Raw genomic sequence first — 15309 nt, forward strand, 5'->3', positions numbered from 1 at the left:
CTTCTTATTTTTCTACTTCTGCCTTGATAGTAAATTTCACTGCGGACTTTTCCGGATTATCAGTAGCAACAAACACAAACTGCTGCACAGCACCCTTATAACCTTTGCTATTAAATGCGACCTCTATATTGGTTTTCTCTTGGGGCTGAAGGGTTTTATTCTTAGCTTCAGACACGGTACAACCACAGGAAGTATTTACGTCGGTAATGACAAGCTGTTTAGAGGTATTATTGACAAAGACAAAAGAATGTTTTACAACCTGCCCCTCTTTAACCTTGCCAAAATCCCAAGTATCGCTTTCCTGCTCTTTCGCACCGCAAGAAACACCTTCTGCGTAAACATAAGAAAACCCGGCTAAAAGCAAAAACAACCCCACCAACACCAGAACTTTTATTTTCATCATCCTCTCCAGATTAAAAATGCCCCCAACGCCAAAAACAAAAACGCCATCAATAACTTTACCACAGCGAAATTTTTCTTAAAGGTTAACGCAAATTTCTCTGAAGACACCCCCAGAAGCGCAAAACCAAAGACTACCAACAAGGGAAGTATAAACATAAGATTATATAACAGAAGATATAAAAACGCCTGCATTTTAAATTCAGTGGTTTTCAAAACAAAACTGATAGTAGGAAGATACACCTGGCCCGTACAAACTGCTTCCAGAAGTGAAACAATAATCCCCGTAGTAAAAGCTGCGGCGATAAGTTTAAACATGCTCTTTGAAACAGCCTGATCATTTTTCCTGCGATAGGCGTTTCCTATGACTTTATGAATTCTATTCTTGACGCTATCGGGCAGCTTCAAAAATGATTCTTGCGCATCCTTACTCTTTAAATAGCGCATCCAGTCTGCAAATGCCAATAAACCCAAAATAACGCTTAAAAACCCGATAGCAAGGTTAGCGGCCTTTATAACAAGCCAGAAACCTTTAAGGCTGTAGAGAAAACCAAAGACCCCAACGCCTAAAAGTATGTAGGTTAAGAAAACCGCCGCGATAAAACCCATGCCGATAATAAAAAGTTCTCTCTTGCGGTAACCTTGAAGGACAAGAAAAGAAATAAAGAATATAATTACACTGAAAGCGCAGGGGTTTATCCCGTCAATAAGCCCGGCCCCCACAATTGCCAAAGGATAGATACTTTTAAAGTTTTCAATTAAATCTACCGCCGGCAGATTAAATAAACCTGAAGGCCGGGATTTTACAAGCGCGCCATTTAAGAAAGCAAATATTTCTTTCTTAATATCGGAATCTCCGGTTAAGAATTCTCCGGAGATAAATAATACCGGGAGGTTTATCCTAAGTTCGGGCTTAAATTGCTTCTTTAACGAAAGAAGCAGCCTGTAATTATCAATATTGCCTACATCCAAATACTGGATAGCGATCTTGCCTTTAAAATCTTTCTCCACCTGCGGCATGACCTGCTGTTTAACAAAAACGCAATGTTTACAAGACGGAGAATGAAAAACCATCAGTACCGGTTTTTCCGTTAAGCCTTGGGCACAAGTACTCCCGGATGCGCCCAATAAAAAAAATAGCCCTATAATATAAGGCATAAGATATTTTCTGATCATCATATTTTTATTTTGGAAATTGCTTCTCCATCGCGGTAATAATCTTTACCACTTCCTGGCAGGACTTGGCTTTCTTCAGCGATTCAACAGTGAATTTATCTTTAACAAGGCGCGATATCTCGGAAAGAAGCTTTAAATGCACCCCCACGTCTTGCTGCGGAGAAGCAAGCGAGAAAAAAAGATATGTCTTTTCTCCATCTAGCGCCCCAAAATCTATGCCTTCGCTACAGCGGGCAAAAACCAAAACAAAACCCTTTACCACCTTTGATTTGGCATGCGGTATAGCTACGCCCTGCCCTAAACCTGTAGACCCGAGTTTCTCCCGGTCATGAATAGCTTTGCTAAAGGCCTTTTTGTCAGAAAGCTTCTTTGACTTGGCGATTAAATCCACCAACTCAAGCAAAACGCTTTTCTTATCTTTAGATTGAAGCTCAAGAATGATCAGGCTACTCTTCAATAAATTTGATACTAAAATATTATTCTTCTGGCTCATTTTTTGTTATTGTACCCCCAAACAGGCGGGTTTGTCAAGGCCTATCAAACAACCTGGGCGATCTTTACTGTTGTATGCTCTCCATCTTGCCATGGCCAGAGCATAGCAAAGATAGGAAAATCACTTTTACGGCTAAAATAAAGGGTTTGGCCGGGCATGATCCCGCCATATCCCTGGATCATCCTCTCAACAACCAAAGGCAGATGCTCGTTTGATGGCCAGACAGGCATGCCAAAAAGATTTTGCAGCCGGCCGACTACATCATTAAGCTTTTCTTTTACCACAACTGCTTCAAACAGATTATCGCAATCGCAACGCAAACAATCCAGATTAACGCACTTGATTTCTTCTCTTATTTTCTGAAATTCCATGGTTGCCTCCCTGATATTCCCTTTTATAGTATAGCATATCTTCTACATATTATCAATAATCTGTAATATATGTAGAAATAATCTACGAACAAAATATATGCATAACAAACTACATTATTGGCTGATTATCATATTTAAGTAGAATTTATCTTGACAAGAGAAAAATCGCTAATTAAAATATAAAATAAGGGGGCAAAAATGGCAGAAGCCTTAAAAGAAAAACTGAAGAAATTGCGCCAAGAAAAGAAAATATCCCGCCAACAGCTTTATGAAAAACTAAAAGCCATCTTCGCGGATAAAGCCATTAAGCCTAACAGTATCTGGAGGATAGAGCAAGGGCTTACCCGAGCCAGGATCTCCTCCCTTGAGCAACTCTGCGTGGGATTAGGGGTAAGCTTAAAAGACATCCTTCCTCCATTAAGCCAAGAAACTAAATTAGCCCAGATCATCCGCAAGAAAGAACGCATAAACCGCTATAATTACAATAAAAATTCCCGCATTGATATGATAAGTTCCGATACTCTTGATTTCTTATGCCAAGAACTTACGCTCTCCAAGAAAGAATCAACCCCTGCCGAAGAAGACCCTCTGCAGTTAGGCAGATTTTTTAAATGGGTGTACTGCCTAAGAGGAAAAATAACCTGCGCGGTGGGGGCGGAAAAACATAATCTTGCAAAAGGGGACTGCCTGTCTTTTGAAAGCAATATCAAACATTATTTCCAGAACAATTCCGATAAAACAAGCATGCTTCTTATTGTTCAATACCCCAAACATATCTAAAGGCTTAAACTGAAAGTATCTTTTTTACCGCCTGGAAAACAACATCCATGCTGGCGGGCTTGGTGATATAATCAATTGCTCCCACTTCCAATGCTTCCGCTGCCACTGACTGGCTATCCCATGCGCTTATAATAAGCACTTTCACAGAAGGGTAATTCGCCCGGGCAGCCTTTAAAACATCTATCCCTGATATCCCGGCCATTTTAATATCCAAAACCATTAAATCAAAATTTTCTTTATCTAATATCTCCAAGGCATCTCTTCCGTTTGAAGATTTCCTGATTTCGCATTCAATATGGCGCGATAAAAAATTACCTAAGTTATCCCTTGCCTCCTGTTCATCATCCACGATAAGTATTCTCTTGGGCATATATTACCTGCCTCCTGCCACCGGAGCGGTCATTACTGGCTTTATGATTGAAGCTAGACTTTTCTCTAAATAATCTATATATTTCTTCGCCTCTGGGAGGATACTGGCATAGGAAATGATAAGTTGTTGCTGCAGGTTTATATACACAACAAGCGCCTCGGAATAACGGGATTGCTGAACAATAGACGCCTCCAGAGACTGTGCCTGCGAGGCCTTATCAACTTCCTGCCGTAAATATTCTTTGACCCTGGCCTGCTGGCTGATCTTAGAATATAATTCCTGGAATTGTGCGTTATAATTATTCATCAAACCGGAAAATAAAGCGCTTTTTTGGGAGAGGTCATTAGCTTGAAGCGAAAGATCCGGAACAACCCTCTGAGTCTTCTCTATTACTTTATATTCTACGCGCTCAGGCCCGGGTACCGGAACATTAACAAAAATTTTTTCCGGTTCCTGCGCCTTAGAGGTTTTATGTATAATCACAGTTTCTCTTGAATCTGCAATATAATACCCCAGGCCAAATCCTATCAAGATACCAAAGACCAAGAAAATAAATTTACCCATTTTATTTAAGACCTAAACGCTTTTTATTATTTAGATACCCTTCTTCGCCAAGGATACTTTTTGCCATCAGGTCCTTATCTTGGCCATTATCAAAATCATATTCAATAACAGCCGCTATCTGGATTATTAATGGAAGCGGCTGCTCTAACATTTGAGGGGACTGGATAGACATATCGTCAATGAAATTAACATACATTGCCGGGGCGTTTTTAATCTTTACATTCTTTTCGCTGTATTCGGTAATAAAATAATAGACCAGAAGCTCCTTTACCTTTTGGTCAAGTATTTTAGCCCATTTTTGGCTTGAAGAACGCATGGAATTTACTAAAAGGTAGAAATCTTCGCTGGGTTTCTGCTCTTGAGGAACAATAACTTGGCTTGATTGGGCATCAGCGGGAAACTGGGAGATCCCCACAGAAGAAGCCGCTGGAGCCTGGCTTGCCCCGGGAGGATTTTGATTTATATTAGGAGTTGGCTGAATTACTGTCCCGCCTGCGGGAACACCGGGGACACTTCTGGATACTTCAGAAGGCTGGCCCTGCACCTGTATTTCTTCCTGAATAACTACTTTGCGTTTTTGCGGGATAGCAGCTGCCGCAAAGGCCGATTGGCTAGCAAAAAACAATAAAACAAGCACCCTGATAAAACAAAACAACGCGCCCTCTTTCTTTAAATACAATAATTCACGATATCGGTTGCCCCAATAATCCCGACTACTTTATGGTTCTTTACTACAGGAATGGTATGAATATTATACCGGCACATCATAGCTAAAACCTCATCTACTGAATCATCTTCCTCTACGGTGTGGACAACCTTAGTCATCTTAGCGCCGACTACGGCCTTATCTTTTTCTTTTAATAAAGCATCTTTGATATCTACACCCAATACGCCTGCCTGCGAATTATCACGAGCGCCGATCTCATCCCAAAAACATATATGCTTTAACATCCTCAACAGATCCGTCATGGTGATAACTCCGATCAAGGTGCCATCTATTTCATCCACCACCGGAGCGCCGTTTATTCTATTTGAATTTATTACTTTGGCTAATTCCTTAAGGGTTGTCTTTTGAGTAACGGTAATAACATCTCTTGTCATGATCTCTTTTACTAACATGGTTTTCTCCCTTTTGTTATCTTAACTATATTTTATACCACGCAAACAGGCACTTTACAACAATATTAATTCCCAGTCACCAGCCAGTTATCAAGCTTGTTATCCTTATTAAAAATAAGCTTAACCTGCGGCCCATTAAAATAAATATCAGGATGGTGGTAAATAAAAACCTCTCCCCCGTCGAGAAAAGACCTTCTCACTAAAAGCGGCTGTTTATACAAATACAGGATCTCTTCTTTAGGCTGCCCCTTATGTATGTTGCTTTTTCTTGCGTCATTAAAAAGCTTCTGGAAAAGCTTTTTTTGCTCATAAAGATCCCTTGCTAATTGGTTTTGGGAAGAAGAAAATTGCGCCATCCCGGAAAACTGCGAGTAGTTCCCGGCTACAGAACATCCGCATAACAATAAGACTAAAGTTACTAACATTAATATTGCGCGCATGCATATATTTTACTTTAAAAAATACTTCCAGCAAATATATTTTTTCTGATATAATGATTTTATGGGAAAGAAAGCATTGATAATTTTAGCTGACGGCTTTGAAGAAATAGAAGCGGTAAGCTGTATAGATATTTTGCGCAGATCCGGCGCAGAGGTAGTTGTAGCAGGTTTGCGCAATAAAGAAGTAAAAGCTTCCCGGGGGCTGGTAGTTGTTGCAGATACCACGCTTGATAAAGCAGGTAATTTATTTGACGCTTTGATACTGCCCGGGGGAAGCCTGGGAGCCAAGAATCTTTCTTCTTCAGAACGAGTAAAAAACCTCATACTCGAAGCGGCAGCTAAAAATAAAGTCATTGCCGCTATCTGCGCCTCCCCGGCGATAGTATTAGCCCCCTTGGGAATATTAAGAAATAGATCTGCCACTTGTTATCCGGGAATGGAGAATTATTTTGAGAAAAGCACTTCTTTTAAAAACGAACCCGTAGTTATTGATGGGAATATTATTACTTCTCGGGGCGCTGGGACAGCTTTTTTATTTGCGCTTGCAATAGCAGAAAAGATGGGCTCTCCTGAGAAAAGAAAACAGATAGAAAAAGATACCGCGCTATAGAACTTTTCCTGCTAGATCCAATTCTTACGCTTGAAATAACGCAACATAACCGCCGCTATAGAAATCATAAGGATTATAACAAAAGGATAGCCGAATTTGCTGGAAAGTTCGGGCATGTATTTAAAATTCATCCCATAAAAACTGGCAATCAAAGTAAGAGGCATCATAATAGTAGCAATAACCGTAAGCGTCTTCATGATCTCATTTAAGCGGTTTGAAATTACCGATACATACGCTTCCATAGCGCCTGTAACAATATCGCGGGAGGTGCCCACGATATCATTAAGCCTGACCATATTATCATGCACATTGCGGAAATAAATCGTATTGTTAGCGCAGATCAAAGGAAAATCGCCTCTAGCCATAAGCGCCATCAGATCCGCCTGCGGCCCGATAGTGCGGCGCAAATACATAATGGAATTCTTAAGATTATAGATTTTATGAAGCGTGCTATTGGAAGGGTCGCGGAAAAGCTCATCGCTCATCTCATCAACCATATTATCAAATTCATTAATAATAGGAAAATAGCTGTCCACGACCGAATCCACAAGCGAATAGAGCAGAAAATCCGCGCCGTGCATTATAATCGGAGACTGCTTCTTGATCCTTTCTTTGCTGACAGACAAGGGGCTGATGATATTATTGTGCGCGGTAATCAGGAAATTCTTTCCTAAACAAAAATCTATTTCCGCAGTGTTAACTTTTCCTTTGTCCTTATCATGAGAATCCATGGAAAGCATGATCATAAAAAGGTAATCGCGGAAATTCTCAATCTTGGGCCGGGCGTTGACCATGATAAAATCTTCTATGGTCAACGAGTGCAGGCTAAAGACATCGGTTAGAATATCAATATCAATATCGTCGATATCATTCATATCCACCCACAAAAGTCCTGATTCTTCTTTTAACACCTGGCGCATCTGTTCAGGGGCAAGCCCGGTCTGCAGGCCTGAATGGGAATGATAATAAAACGTTTCGTACATTATTAACCTCTTTTGTAAATCTATTCTTTTAAGACACCTTGATTATTTTACTGTAAAAGAACTTACCAAGCAACAGAATAATCAGGAAACCTTCCCCTTGCCAGCACCAACCTCTAACCTCTTTTTTATATATTCAATAACCAAATCCACGCAGCCTAAAAGAAAAGCCGCCGCAATTAAGCTTACTATCCGCACATTAAGTTTTTCCTGCTCGTTTATAAACTCATCCTTCAAATGAAACACAATAACAAGCACAATAACCCAGATAAAAAGTTTATACTCCTGGCTTCTTATAAGCCGGCTGAAACTAAACGGCCATTTCTCGCCTTTTTTATAAGCACGCAACGCCGGGAAAAAAGCCGGGACATTCTTCTTATAATCAAGGTAATCTTCTTTAAACTTTTCCTGAAGCATCATTTCTTCTTTTCTGATTGTCCTGCGATATACCATCATAAATAAGAATAAGAATAAAAACACAAGGTAAAAAACCTTAAGCATCACTAATACCCCTGTTAAAACAAGCGCTGACCCCAGATAAAGCGGATGCCTTATAAAAGCGTAAGGCCCGGAAGTAGTAAGCTTGTCCATTTTTATCGCATAGCCATTTGCCCAAACGCGCAGCAACAGCCCAGCGGAGATAAAACCAATACCGCGGATCAAAGATTTATCATCGGGAACCGCAAAAATCAACAATAACGCCCCCAACGGATACATGATTAAAAACCTTAGTTTAAACCAGCGCTCCAATCTCTTAAGCATAAAAACTCCTTTAAGCTTTATTTTTCAGCTTCTTGCGCCTTTTTGATATTAAAACTACGGCTTAAGTAATTCTAAATTTTGTTTTACTAATACGAGGCCTATAACCAATTGTATTGCCAAGACTAAAATCATCAAAATATTGAAGCCCAAAGAAAAATGCTATCTTTAACTTAGAGCTTAACAAAATCCATTCTTCCCCTATACTTTTTAAAATACATTATCTAATTTTATCATCCTATCTAACAGGAACAAGTAATATTTACGCGCCTTACAGCTTTGCCTCTATTATACCGGCATTCTTGATTTTATGCTTTAATAATTCACCCCTGAACATCTTCATCTGTTTTCCCGTAATACGCCTAAAATTATTGCGCATTAACCACAGGCAAGCGTTTATGAACTGTTCATGGGTAAAAACTACTATAAAGTTACCCTTAACCTTTTTTAACCTTTTTATTGCGCATCTGGCCCTGGAAATAAAATCATGAAAAGACTCTGCCCCATATCCATCACAATAAAATGGATCTGACTTTTTCCAATACTTTTTTGCTAAAGGCGTTCTTTGCGTAACATTGGTATTGCGGTATTTTTTCTCTGATAAATAGGTAAACTCATGCACATCCCATTGCTCACAAGGGACATTCTTAAATTTTACTCTTGTTTCTTGCGCTGTTTGTTTGGCGCGCAGGTATTTTGAGACTATGATAAGAGACGGGGTTTCTTTAAAGTTTAAGGCTAACCCCTTAGCTTGCTTAAGCCCATTTTTAGTTAAGGGATTTTCCGACGGGGAGAAACCTTTCTTTCCGATATTGGCACAGCTTTCACCATGGCGGATAAACCAAATAGTCTTCTTCACTAAGATTGGGTTTTTACTTTATCTTTCTTTAAATGATTAATTCCTTTAACTACCAGAAAAATACAGACAGCTACGATAAAAAAATCAATTACCGTATTTATAAATAACCCGTAATTAAGAGTAACTGCGGGAATTGAAGCAGCAGGCGGCGTATTAATAACCGCTTCCTTAAGTATTAATTTTAGGTTCTTAAAATCAACCCCTCCGAGCAATACTCCTATCGGAGGCATTATTACATCGCCTACCAAAGAAGTAACTATTTTACTAAACGAAGCTCCTATCACAATGCCTACCGCCATATCAACAGCATCGCCCTTGACTGCAAACTCTTTAAATTCTTTTATTATGGACATAAATGCCTCCTTTTTCTTATTTTACCACGCCCCAACACAAAGGCAATTGATAAAAATCAATCTTCCATTACACTATATCTTTTTGAGAATATCCTTAGCGACTTTTTCACCTGACAATAACATCCCCCCAAAAATAGGTCCCATCCTGGGGCCCCCAATAACAGCGTTAGCGCACATCCCGCAGACATAAAAACCAGTGGCTGCCTTTTTAGAATTTCTTACAATTGCATCCTCTCCCGCATCCGCCCACATTGAATTCTCCCCCATAAGCTTGCCGGATTTTGTATTTAAACGGATACCGGATTTCTTCTCAATTATCCGCGCCACCTGAGCAGGATGCCCCGTAGCATCAACTACAAACTTTGAGCGTATTGTTATAGGGTCAACATGTAAACTTGCCATCTCAACCGCGGTCCAGTTTAACACCAAACCGCAGACTTTTTTCTTACGTATCATGACATCCTCGGCGCTAAAAAGGTTAAAGATCTTAAGGCCGGCTTTTACTGCCTTAGAGCAAATCGTGGATACTGCCTCAATAGAATCACAAAGATAATAGCCTTTTTCATATTCTCTTGTTTTAATCTGAAACTCGTCCAATATTTTCTTAGCCGACTCCTGAAAAACTATTTCATTAAACATTATCCCGCCGCCCCACATACCACCCCCAACCGAAAGTTTCTTCTCAAATAACACGACCCTGCTTCCAGCTTTTGCTAAATAATACCCGCAAACCATGCCTGCTGGCCCCGCGCCAACAATCGCCACATCAACGTCCAGCGCCTTTAAAAGCTTCTGGCTGTATGATTCAATTATGGCCCGAGAAATCTTTATCTCATCCAGTTTCACTTGTTTCCCCTTTCTTTGGGTGTTATCTTTATGTTTACGCCCCGCGCTTATTTGAATTGCGCGGGCGCATTGCTTTCTGCAACTACACCCGGCGCAATCTGATGCGCCGGTGTGTTGTCTTTCTGTTTACGCCCCGCGCTTATTTGAATTGCGCGGGCGCATTGCTTTCTGCAATGAAAAACCCTTATGCCAGATGCATAAGGGTTGACTACTTGGTTTTCCCTACGCTGGCATTATCCAGATCCCGACAAATTATAATTTGTCGGGATTTCGCCACTTGTCTTAAAGCAATGGCGAACAGGTTCATCGGGTAACTCCGTCTAACGGAGACTCTCAGGCTGCTTTACAGCCTCCCCTTATTTTTTCTCTTAACTTGCCTTTCCTTTCTTTAAACGGTTGATCCCTTTTACAACCATGAAAATGCAAAATGCGACAATAAAGAAATCAATTACCTTATTTATAAATAACCCGTAATTAAGAGTAATTGCGGGAATTGAAGCAGCAGGCGGCGTGTTAATAATCGCTTCTTTGAGGACTATCTTTAGGTTCTTAAAATCAACCCCTCCGAGCAATACTCCTATCGGAGGCATTATCACATCGCCCACCAAAGAAGTAACGATCTTACTAAATGAAGCCCCTATCACAATGCCAACTGCCATATCAACGGCATCACCCTTGGCTGCAAACTCTTTGAATTCTTTTATTATGGACATAGGCGTCTTTTTTGCTCAGAATACCAAATTAATTTTATGGCTATTTACTAAGCAACTCACTTATCTTTACCAACAGCTCTTCAAAACTGCAAGGCTTATTGATAAAATAACAATTCTCTAATTCGGACAGACGCTTTTCAACCCCCTCGCTATTAAAGTCTTTAGCAGTCATAAAAATAATAGGGATTGATTCTGAACCGCTCTGCTGCCTAATACTAGAAGCGACAGAAAATCCATCTATATCACCCAACATGATATCAAGCACTGCCGCATCAGGAAGATGCTCCTTGCACTTTCTAAGGGCCTGATCGCCATTAAGAGCAGTAATTACTTCAAAGCCGCTCTGAATAAATTTCTTTTCCAATATCTCAACAACATCAATTTCATCATCTGCGATTAGGATCTTTTTCTTCATTGCCTGCTCCTGTTAAGAATAAATTTTATGCCTTAATTCGGCTTCCGTCAGGAAGCAAATCTTCAGGCACAACTTCCCCGGATTGCCTAACCTTAAATCTTGCGCAATTAACATTATTGCTGGATAAACAATAGCGGTTCGCTATTTTTACAAAATTATCAAAATCACTTATGCCAAAATTCTTATAAGCAACGCACTTTTTAACGCAGTCACAATGAAATCCTATGTTGTTTAAAGTCTTGAAAAATGGGCACTCTTTATGCTTATCGCTCTGGCAATAATAAAAAGTATCCTGAGGCAAGAACCCTATTTTATCAAGACAATCCCTTGTGTAGTCAACAAACATTGGACAATCCATACTTGCACCTCTAATCTAATTTTACCACTGGTAAAATACAAAGGCAATGAAAGAATCTTCAAGCTGCTGGTAAACTCATTAAGAGAGTAAAAATAAACAAACATTAATTTCTAATGCCTGGATTTTGACTTATTGTCAACGCCAGAAATATAATACCGCGATAATGACGATACCGACAAGATAAAGCAAAAACGTGCCTGAAATAAAATAAAGTCATCTGCCTGTGTTAAACCAATACCTGCCATAAAGAAATGATATAGCGCTAAATGCTATTGTTTAAATTACAAACTTGAATTTATCATTATATAGCGCGTCTATATTCAAAGGCATCGCCTTAGTTTCTTAATATATTCCTGCGTGATTTTCATATATTTGTTACCGTATTTCCTGGATGGCTCAATATGGCTTGTTTCATGGTATTCATTAAAACTATCTATTAGAATTATTTCCGGAGAAGGTTTTACTTCCAGGGCTTTTTTCCAAATATCCTTATACACTTTCCCCGCTTTTCTAGGGACGTGACGAAAAAGATGCGCTTTTCTATCCGGGTCATCAAGATGCCTATCATCATACCCGGGAGAAACAGAAAATATTCTAATATTTGTTTTTCGGCCGCAGCTTGTCCTGTATTCTTTTTCCAGCTCATGAAAATTTTCGCTAACCCCGTTAAAGGTTAACGGGCTTGAAATATAATTTCCATTAAACAGGTTTACCATATGTTCTGGCATATTGCCTTCGATCGGAAAAAGACTGCCGGCAACCAGCCAAGTATCGGTGTTTTCTTGTTTAAATTTCTTTAAACATAAAAAAGGAGAATAAAATAAACTAGGCGTCATAAATACAAATAAAAGCTTTTTATCGGCAAAGCTAAAATAACTGCTGCTGGATGATATCTTAGAATAGGCTCCAAGCGCATCATTTATAGCCTGAGGATTTGCCGTGTAAATTGAGAGAAGGATACAGATCTTAATATTCAAATTTTGTCGTTTTATTGATTCAAGTATTATCTTCGTGGCAAGCAGTTCATCCTTGGAAATGCCGCAAGCAGACACAGTCCAATTGATGCTGATAAAATCCACTCCTATGGAATTCAAATCTTCCAAATGTTTGCTGATAATATTGCTATCAGCTGATGAATACAAGCCATCTTTAGGCTTATCGCAGATATTACCATACCTTGGATTATCGCCCCAGTGCGCATTAGTTTTAGAGTTATACCACGCGAAATAGAGAGCGCCCACAAAAAGCTTACAGTTTGTTTTAGGATGTTTCCTTTGTAAAACAGAATAATTTAAATATTCATCATGTGTTTTATGAAATAAATCCAAAAGATTTTCTGCTGTCTTCTGCCAGGTAAACTTCTTGGAAGCCTTCCATGCGATCTGCCCCATCTGCTTAGCTTTTTCAGGGTTTGCAATCAAAAAGTTAATTTTTTCAGCTATCAGAGACGGCTCAGGATCAACCGATATGTAAGAGCCTTTCGGCAAAACTTCTTTATATCCGGCATCGTCTGTGGAAACAATAAGCGGCATAGCGTATGACATAGCCTCTACCGCGGCAATGCCAAATGGCTCTCTGATTGGTATATACAAAAAACAATAGGAAGATTTTAACAGCATTTTCTTCTTATCTGTTGATATCCCCGAATATATCTGAACCTTGCTTCCCAGCTTCAATTGATTAATCAATTCTTCCAATTCTTGTTTTAATGACCCCTGCCCAATAATAATTAACCGGGCGTTTGAGGTGTATTTCATTGCTTTAATGGCGATATCAGGCTGCTTATGCCTTTCAAGGCTGCCAATAAATAAGACATTTCTTATTTTGGTCTTGGGAAGGTGATACTTCTTGGGCACCATTTGTATCCCGGGATAAATTGTTTTAGTCTGTGTTATCCCGCAGATACTTTTAAAATACTGCGCGGTAAAATTACTGTTAGTTACATATTTTCTAAAACATTCTTTGAAGTTTTCTTCTGACGGATTATGGATGGACCCAAGATAAGACAACAAGCGGCTATGATTTATTGAGATATAATCAGACGTACCATAAAGCTTTATAGCCGGAGCACCTATTTTTTGTTTAAATGGAATATATTTAAAATTCCTAAGGTCGTATATCGCCCTAAATGGTTCATGACAAATTACTACCGATGGCTCAAGTGAGATAGAAGGCAAAATCGCGCCATTTGTGCTATGTATAACATATATATCATGTTTTCCTATTTCATCTTCCCATGCCTTGGGTATAATAAAAAGCATATTGAGCATATAAAAAGACTCAAATGAAACAGCCGAGCTTAAAACTTTTACCGGAATATCCTGAAGATCAAAATCCGTAAGAAGTTTCTTGTTAAAAAAAGGGGTGTATATCGTGACATTATTGTTCTTCTTCCATTCCTTTATGCACTCAAGCGCGTATACTTCTTTGCCTCCATAAGAACTTAAATTATCCACTAAGACAGCAATATCAAATAATTGCTTTCTCGCGCGGGAATAACCCGGCCTCTGCAAATCATGCTTCAGAGAAGGCTTGGATTTAAATCCTCTTAGCGATCGGGATACATTATTAAAAGCCTTATAGATTTGAAGGTTTTGCTTTTTTTCGTTTTCTTTGCTGTTATAAAATGCCCTCAGATGAAATTTGATAAAATCTTCATTTTCCTTGAATGAACTATAAATATTATTTAAAAGCGGCATCGCCACTGACCCGGGATACGTCTTGAAAATTTTATCAATAATCGGAATAAAATATTTATCAAGCGCAGAAACATCATAACGGACTATTTCTTTTACCGGGAATACTTTTGAATTTATATATTCGGGATTATGCTTTATAAGCACGTAAATTCTATTTCTTAAGTTATAGTAGCCTATTTTCTCTGCGCCCTGATTCGATCCATGCAGCCTATGATAAACTTTACTTTTAGGGGAATAATACACTTTCCAGCCTTTTTTTCTCATTCTAATTGCCATATCCACTTCTTCAAGGTACATCATAAAATCTTCATCAAAAAGCCCTGTCTCTTTAAGGGCCTGAGCCCTATACATCGCCGAGCAATTTGACACGCTCTCAACTTCTTCGACCTTCTCATACTGGCCTTGGTCTTTTTCATATAAACCACGATCAGCCCAGGTATAATCCGAAAAACGCAGATGGCCGGCGCTTTGAATCCTGCCGTCTTCGAACAAAATCTTACTTCCTACCATACCAATATCTTCTTTGCTATTTATTGTTGCCAGAAGCTGATTAAGCCATTCCCTGTCAACCCTGACGTCATTATTCAACAAAACAATAAATTTGCCTTTAGAATTCTTAATCCCGATATTGTTAGCCAAACAGCAATTATTTATTTTGTTCCTAATTACGGTTATACCGGGTTTGTATTTTTCTAAAATACTCAAAGAATTATCCGTTGAGCCGTTATCCACAACAATAATCTGCATTCTCTCCGGAGGATAATTGGCATTTTCAACGGAAGAAATACAGCCATCCAGAAAATTAGCCCCGTTATAGTTTAATATAATTATACTGATCAGCGGTTTTACGGTTTCCATAAATTTCCCTTTTGATTAATTATTCCTACACCAGTAAAAGTTCAAAATAAATAAAAATCATGCTTATCTTTTAAAAAAGACAGAAGAAGCGGAGTATCCCTTTTATGATTAAAATCCTTCTTAAGTATAAAATCAGGCCCATAGATA

General features: G+C 39.1%; 20 protein-coding genes. 2 read left to right on the plus strand and 18 right to left on the minus strand.

The window, feature by feature from the left end:
- Positions 1 to 4: 4 nt before the first annotated feature.
- Genes MUF05_07215 through MUF05_07230 form a run of 4 tightly spaced genes read right to left on the minus strand, consistent with a single transcriptional unit; the run spans position 5 to position 2439 of the window.
- On the minus strand, positions 5 to 400 hold the full coding sequence (locus tag MUF05_07215) for a DUF1573 domain-containing protein (GenBank protein ID MCU0666864.1): 396 nt from the start codon (positions 398 to 400) through the stop codon (positions 5 to 7).
- On the minus strand, positions 400 to 1578 hold the full coding sequence (locus tag MUF05_07220) for a hypothetical protein (GenBank protein ID MCU0666865.1): 1179 nt from the start codon (positions 1576 to 1578) through the stop codon (positions 400 to 402). Before MUF05_07220 ends, MUF05_07215 begins: the two co-directional genes overlap by 1 nt.
- 4 nt (positions 1579 to 1582) lie before the next feature.
- Entirely contained in the window at positions 1583 to 2068 is a 486-nt protein-coding gene (locus MUF05_07225; protein ID MCU0666866.1) for a PTS sugar transporter subunit IIA, read from the minus strand.
- Between the two features lie 44 nt (positions 2069 to 2112).
- Entirely contained in the window at positions 2113 to 2439 is a 327-nt protein-coding gene (locus MUF05_07230; GenBank protein MCU0666867.1) for a hypothetical protein, read from the minus strand.
- A 198-nt stretch (positions 2440 to 2637) separates the two neighbouring features.
- Between MUF05_07230 and MUF05_07235 the strand changes: the two genes are divergently transcribed.
- On the plus strand, positions 2638 to 3219 hold the full coding sequence (locus MUF05_07235; protein MCU0666868.1) for an XRE family transcriptional regulator: 582 nt from the start codon (positions 2638 to 2640) through the stop codon (positions 3217 to 3219).
- Positions 3220 to 3223: 4 nt separating this feature from the next.
- On the opposite strand, the gene MUF05_07240 is transcribed toward MUF05_07235, so the two are convergent.
- From MUF05_07240 to MUF05_07260, 5 genes are all read right to left on the minus strand, one after another.
- Positions 3224 to 3589, minus strand: a complete 366-nt coding sequence (locus MUF05_07240; GenBank protein ID MCU0666869.1) for a response regulator — start codon at positions 3587 to 3589, stop codon at positions 3224 to 3226.
- Between the two features lie 3 nt (positions 3590 to 3592).
- A complete protein-coding gene (locus MUF05_07245; GenBank protein ID MCU0666870.1) occupies positions 3593 to 4072 on the minus strand; it encodes a hypothetical protein in 480 nt (159 codons plus the stop codon).
- Positions 4073 to 4154: 82 nt separating this feature from the next.
- On the minus strand, positions 4155 to 4808 hold the full coding sequence (locus MUF05_07250; protein ID MCU0666871.1) for a hypothetical protein: 654 nt from the start codon (positions 4806 to 4808) through the stop codon (positions 4155 to 4157).
- 14 nt (positions 4809 to 4822) lie between these two features.
- Positions 4823 to 5272, minus strand: a complete 450-nt coding sequence (locus tag MUF05_07255; GenBank protein MCU0666872.1) for a CBS domain-containing protein — start codon at positions 5270 to 5272, stop codon at positions 4823 to 4825.
- A 65-nt stretch (positions 5273 to 5337) separates the two neighbouring features.
- Positions 5338 to 5712, minus strand: a complete 375-nt coding sequence (locus MUF05_07260; protein MCU0666873.1) for a hypothetical protein — start codon at positions 5710 to 5712, stop codon at positions 5338 to 5340.
- 61 nt (positions 5713 to 5773) lie between these two features.
- Here MUF05_07260 and MUF05_07265 point away from each other — a divergent pair, with 61 nt between their 5' ends.
- Positions 5774 to 6322: a DJ-1/PfpI family protein gene (locus MUF05_07265; GenBank protein ID MCU0666874.1), complete on the plus strand. Its 549-nt coding sequence runs from the start codon at positions 5774 to 5776 to the stop codon at positions 6320 to 6322.
- 11 nt (positions 6323 to 6333) lie between these two features.
- On the opposite strand, the gene corA is transcribed toward MUF05_07265, so the two are convergent.
- The 9 genes from corA to MUF05_07310 form a co-directional block, all read right to left on the minus strand.
- Positions 6334 to 7305 carry a magnesium/cobalt transporter CorA gene (corA, locus tag MUF05_07270; protein ID MCU0666875.1) on the minus strand — a complete coding sequence of 324 codons (972 nt, stop codon included), beginning with the start codon at positions 7303 to 7305 and terminating at the stop codon, positions 6334 to 6336.
- 81 nt (positions 7306 to 7386) lie between these two features.
- Entirely contained in the window at positions 7387 to 8064 is a 678-nt protein-coding gene (locus tag MUF05_07275) for an isoprenylcysteine carboxylmethyltransferase family protein (protein MCU0666876.1), read from the minus strand.
- Between the two features lie 268 nt (positions 8065 to 8332).
- Positions 8333 to 8920, minus strand: a complete 588-nt coding sequence (locus MUF05_07280; GenBank protein ID MCU0666877.1) for a histidine phosphatase family protein — start codon at positions 8918 to 8920, stop codon at positions 8333 to 8335.
- A complete protein-coding gene (mscL, locus tag MUF05_07285) occupies positions 8920 to 9273 on the minus strand; it encodes a large-conductance mechanosensitive channel protein MscL (GenBank protein MCU0666878.1) in 354 nt (117 codons plus the stop codon). Before mscL (MUF05_07285) ends, MUF05_07280 begins: the two co-directional genes overlap by 1 nt.
- Positions 9274 to 9345: 72 nt before the next feature.
- Entirely contained in the window at positions 9346 to 10119 is a 774-nt protein-coding gene (locus MUF05_07290; protein ID MCU0666879.1) for a sulfide-dependent adenosine diphosphate thiazole synthase, read from the minus strand.
- 368 nt (positions 10120 to 10487) lie between these two features.
- The gene (mscL, locus tag MUF05_07295; GenBank protein ID MCU0666880.1) at positions 10488 to 10832 is read right to left on the minus strand and encodes a large-conductance mechanosensitive channel protein MscL; all 345 of its coding nucleotides are present in this window, start codon (positions 10830 to 10832) and stop codon (positions 10488 to 10490) included.
- Between the two features lie 40 nt (positions 10833 to 10872).
- Complete coding sequence (locus MUF05_07300; protein ID MCU0666881.1) at positions 10873 to 11247, minus strand: response regulator transcription factor; 375 nt, start codon at positions 11245 to 11247, stop codon at positions 10873 to 10875.
- A 25-nt stretch (positions 11248 to 11272) separates the two neighbouring features.
- The gene (locus tag MUF05_07305) at positions 11273 to 11605 is read right to left on the minus strand and encodes a hypothetical protein (GenBank protein ID MCU0666882.1); all 333 of its coding nucleotides are present in this window, start codon (positions 11603 to 11605) and stop codon (positions 11273 to 11275) included.
- A gap of 320 nt (positions 11606 to 11925) precedes the next feature.
- The gene (locus MUF05_07310; GenBank protein ID MCU0666883.1) at positions 11926 to 15162 is read right to left on the minus strand and encodes a glycosyltransferase; all 3237 of its coding nucleotides are present in this window, start codon (positions 15160 to 15162) and stop codon (positions 11926 to 11928) included.
- Positions 15163 to 15309 lie beyond the last annotated feature (147 nt).

It is taken from the genome of Candidatus Omnitrophota bacterium, from assembly GCA_025453395.1.
Taxonomy (GTDB): domain Bacteria; phylum Omnitrophota; class Gorgyraeia; order Gygaellales; family Profunditerraquicolaceae; genus JAlOQK01.

Coding starts and splice junctions, on each gene's coding strand:
- MUF05_07305 (MCU0666882.1), bottom strand. CDS start 11,605: ATGGATTGTCCAATGTTTGTTGACTACACAAGGGATTGTCTTGATAAA.
- MUF05_07255 (MCU0666872.1), bottom strand. CDS start 5,272: ATGTTAGTAAAAGAGATCATGACAAGAGATGTTATTACCGTTACTCAA.
- MUF05_07215 (MCU0666864.1), bottom strand. CDS start 400: ATGAAAATAAAAGTTCTGGTGTTGGTGGGGTTGTTTTTGCTTTTAGCC.
- MUF05_07225 (MCU0666866.1), bottom strand. CDS start 2,068: ATGAGCCAGAAGAATAATATTTTAGTATCAAATTTATTGAAGAGTAGC.
- MUF05_07265 (MCU0666874.1), top strand. CDS start 5,774: ATGGGAAAGAAAGCATTGATAATTTTAGCTGACGGCTTTGAAGAAATA.
- MUF05_07275 (MCU0666876.1), bottom strand. CDS start 8,064: ATGCTTAAGAGATTGGAGCGCTGGTTTAAACTAAGGTTTTTAATCATG.
- MUF05_07310 (MCU0666883.1), bottom strand. CDS start 15,162: ATGGAAACCGTAAAACCGCTGATCAGTATAATTATATTAAACTATAAC.
- MUF05_07260 (MCU0666873.1), bottom strand. CDS start 5,712: ATGCGCGCAATATTAATGTTAGTAACTTTAGTCTTATTGTTATGCGGA.
- MUF05_07235 (MCU0666868.1), top strand. CDS start 2,638: ATGGCAGAAGCCTTAAAAGAAAAACTGAAGAAATTGCGCCAAGAAAAG.
- mscL (MCU0666878.1), bottom strand. CDS start 9,273: ATGTCCATAATAAAAGAATTTAAAGAGTTTGCAGTCAAGGGCGATGCT.
- MUF05_07300 (MCU0666881.1), bottom strand. CDS start 11,247: ATGAAGAAAAAGATCCTAATCGCAGATGATGAAATTGATGTTGTTGAG.
- MUF05_07230 (MCU0666867.1), bottom strand. CDS start 2,439: ATGGAATTTCAGAAAATAAGAGAAGAAATCAAGTGCGTTAATCTGGAT.
- MUF05_07240 (MCU0666869.1), bottom strand. CDS start 3,589: ATGCCCAAGAGAATACTTATCGTGGATGATGAACAGGAGGCAAGGGAT.
- corA (MCU0666875.1), bottom strand. CDS start 7,305: ATGTACGAAACGTTTTATTATCATTCCCATTCAGGCCTGCAGACCGGG.
- MUF05_07220 (MCU0666865.1), bottom strand. CDS start 1,578: ATGATGATCAGAAAATATCTTATGCCTTATATTATAGGGCTATTTTTT.
- mscL (MCU0666880.1), bottom strand. CDS start 10,832: ATGTCCATAATAAAAGAATTCAAAGAGTTTGCAGCCAAGGGTGATGCC.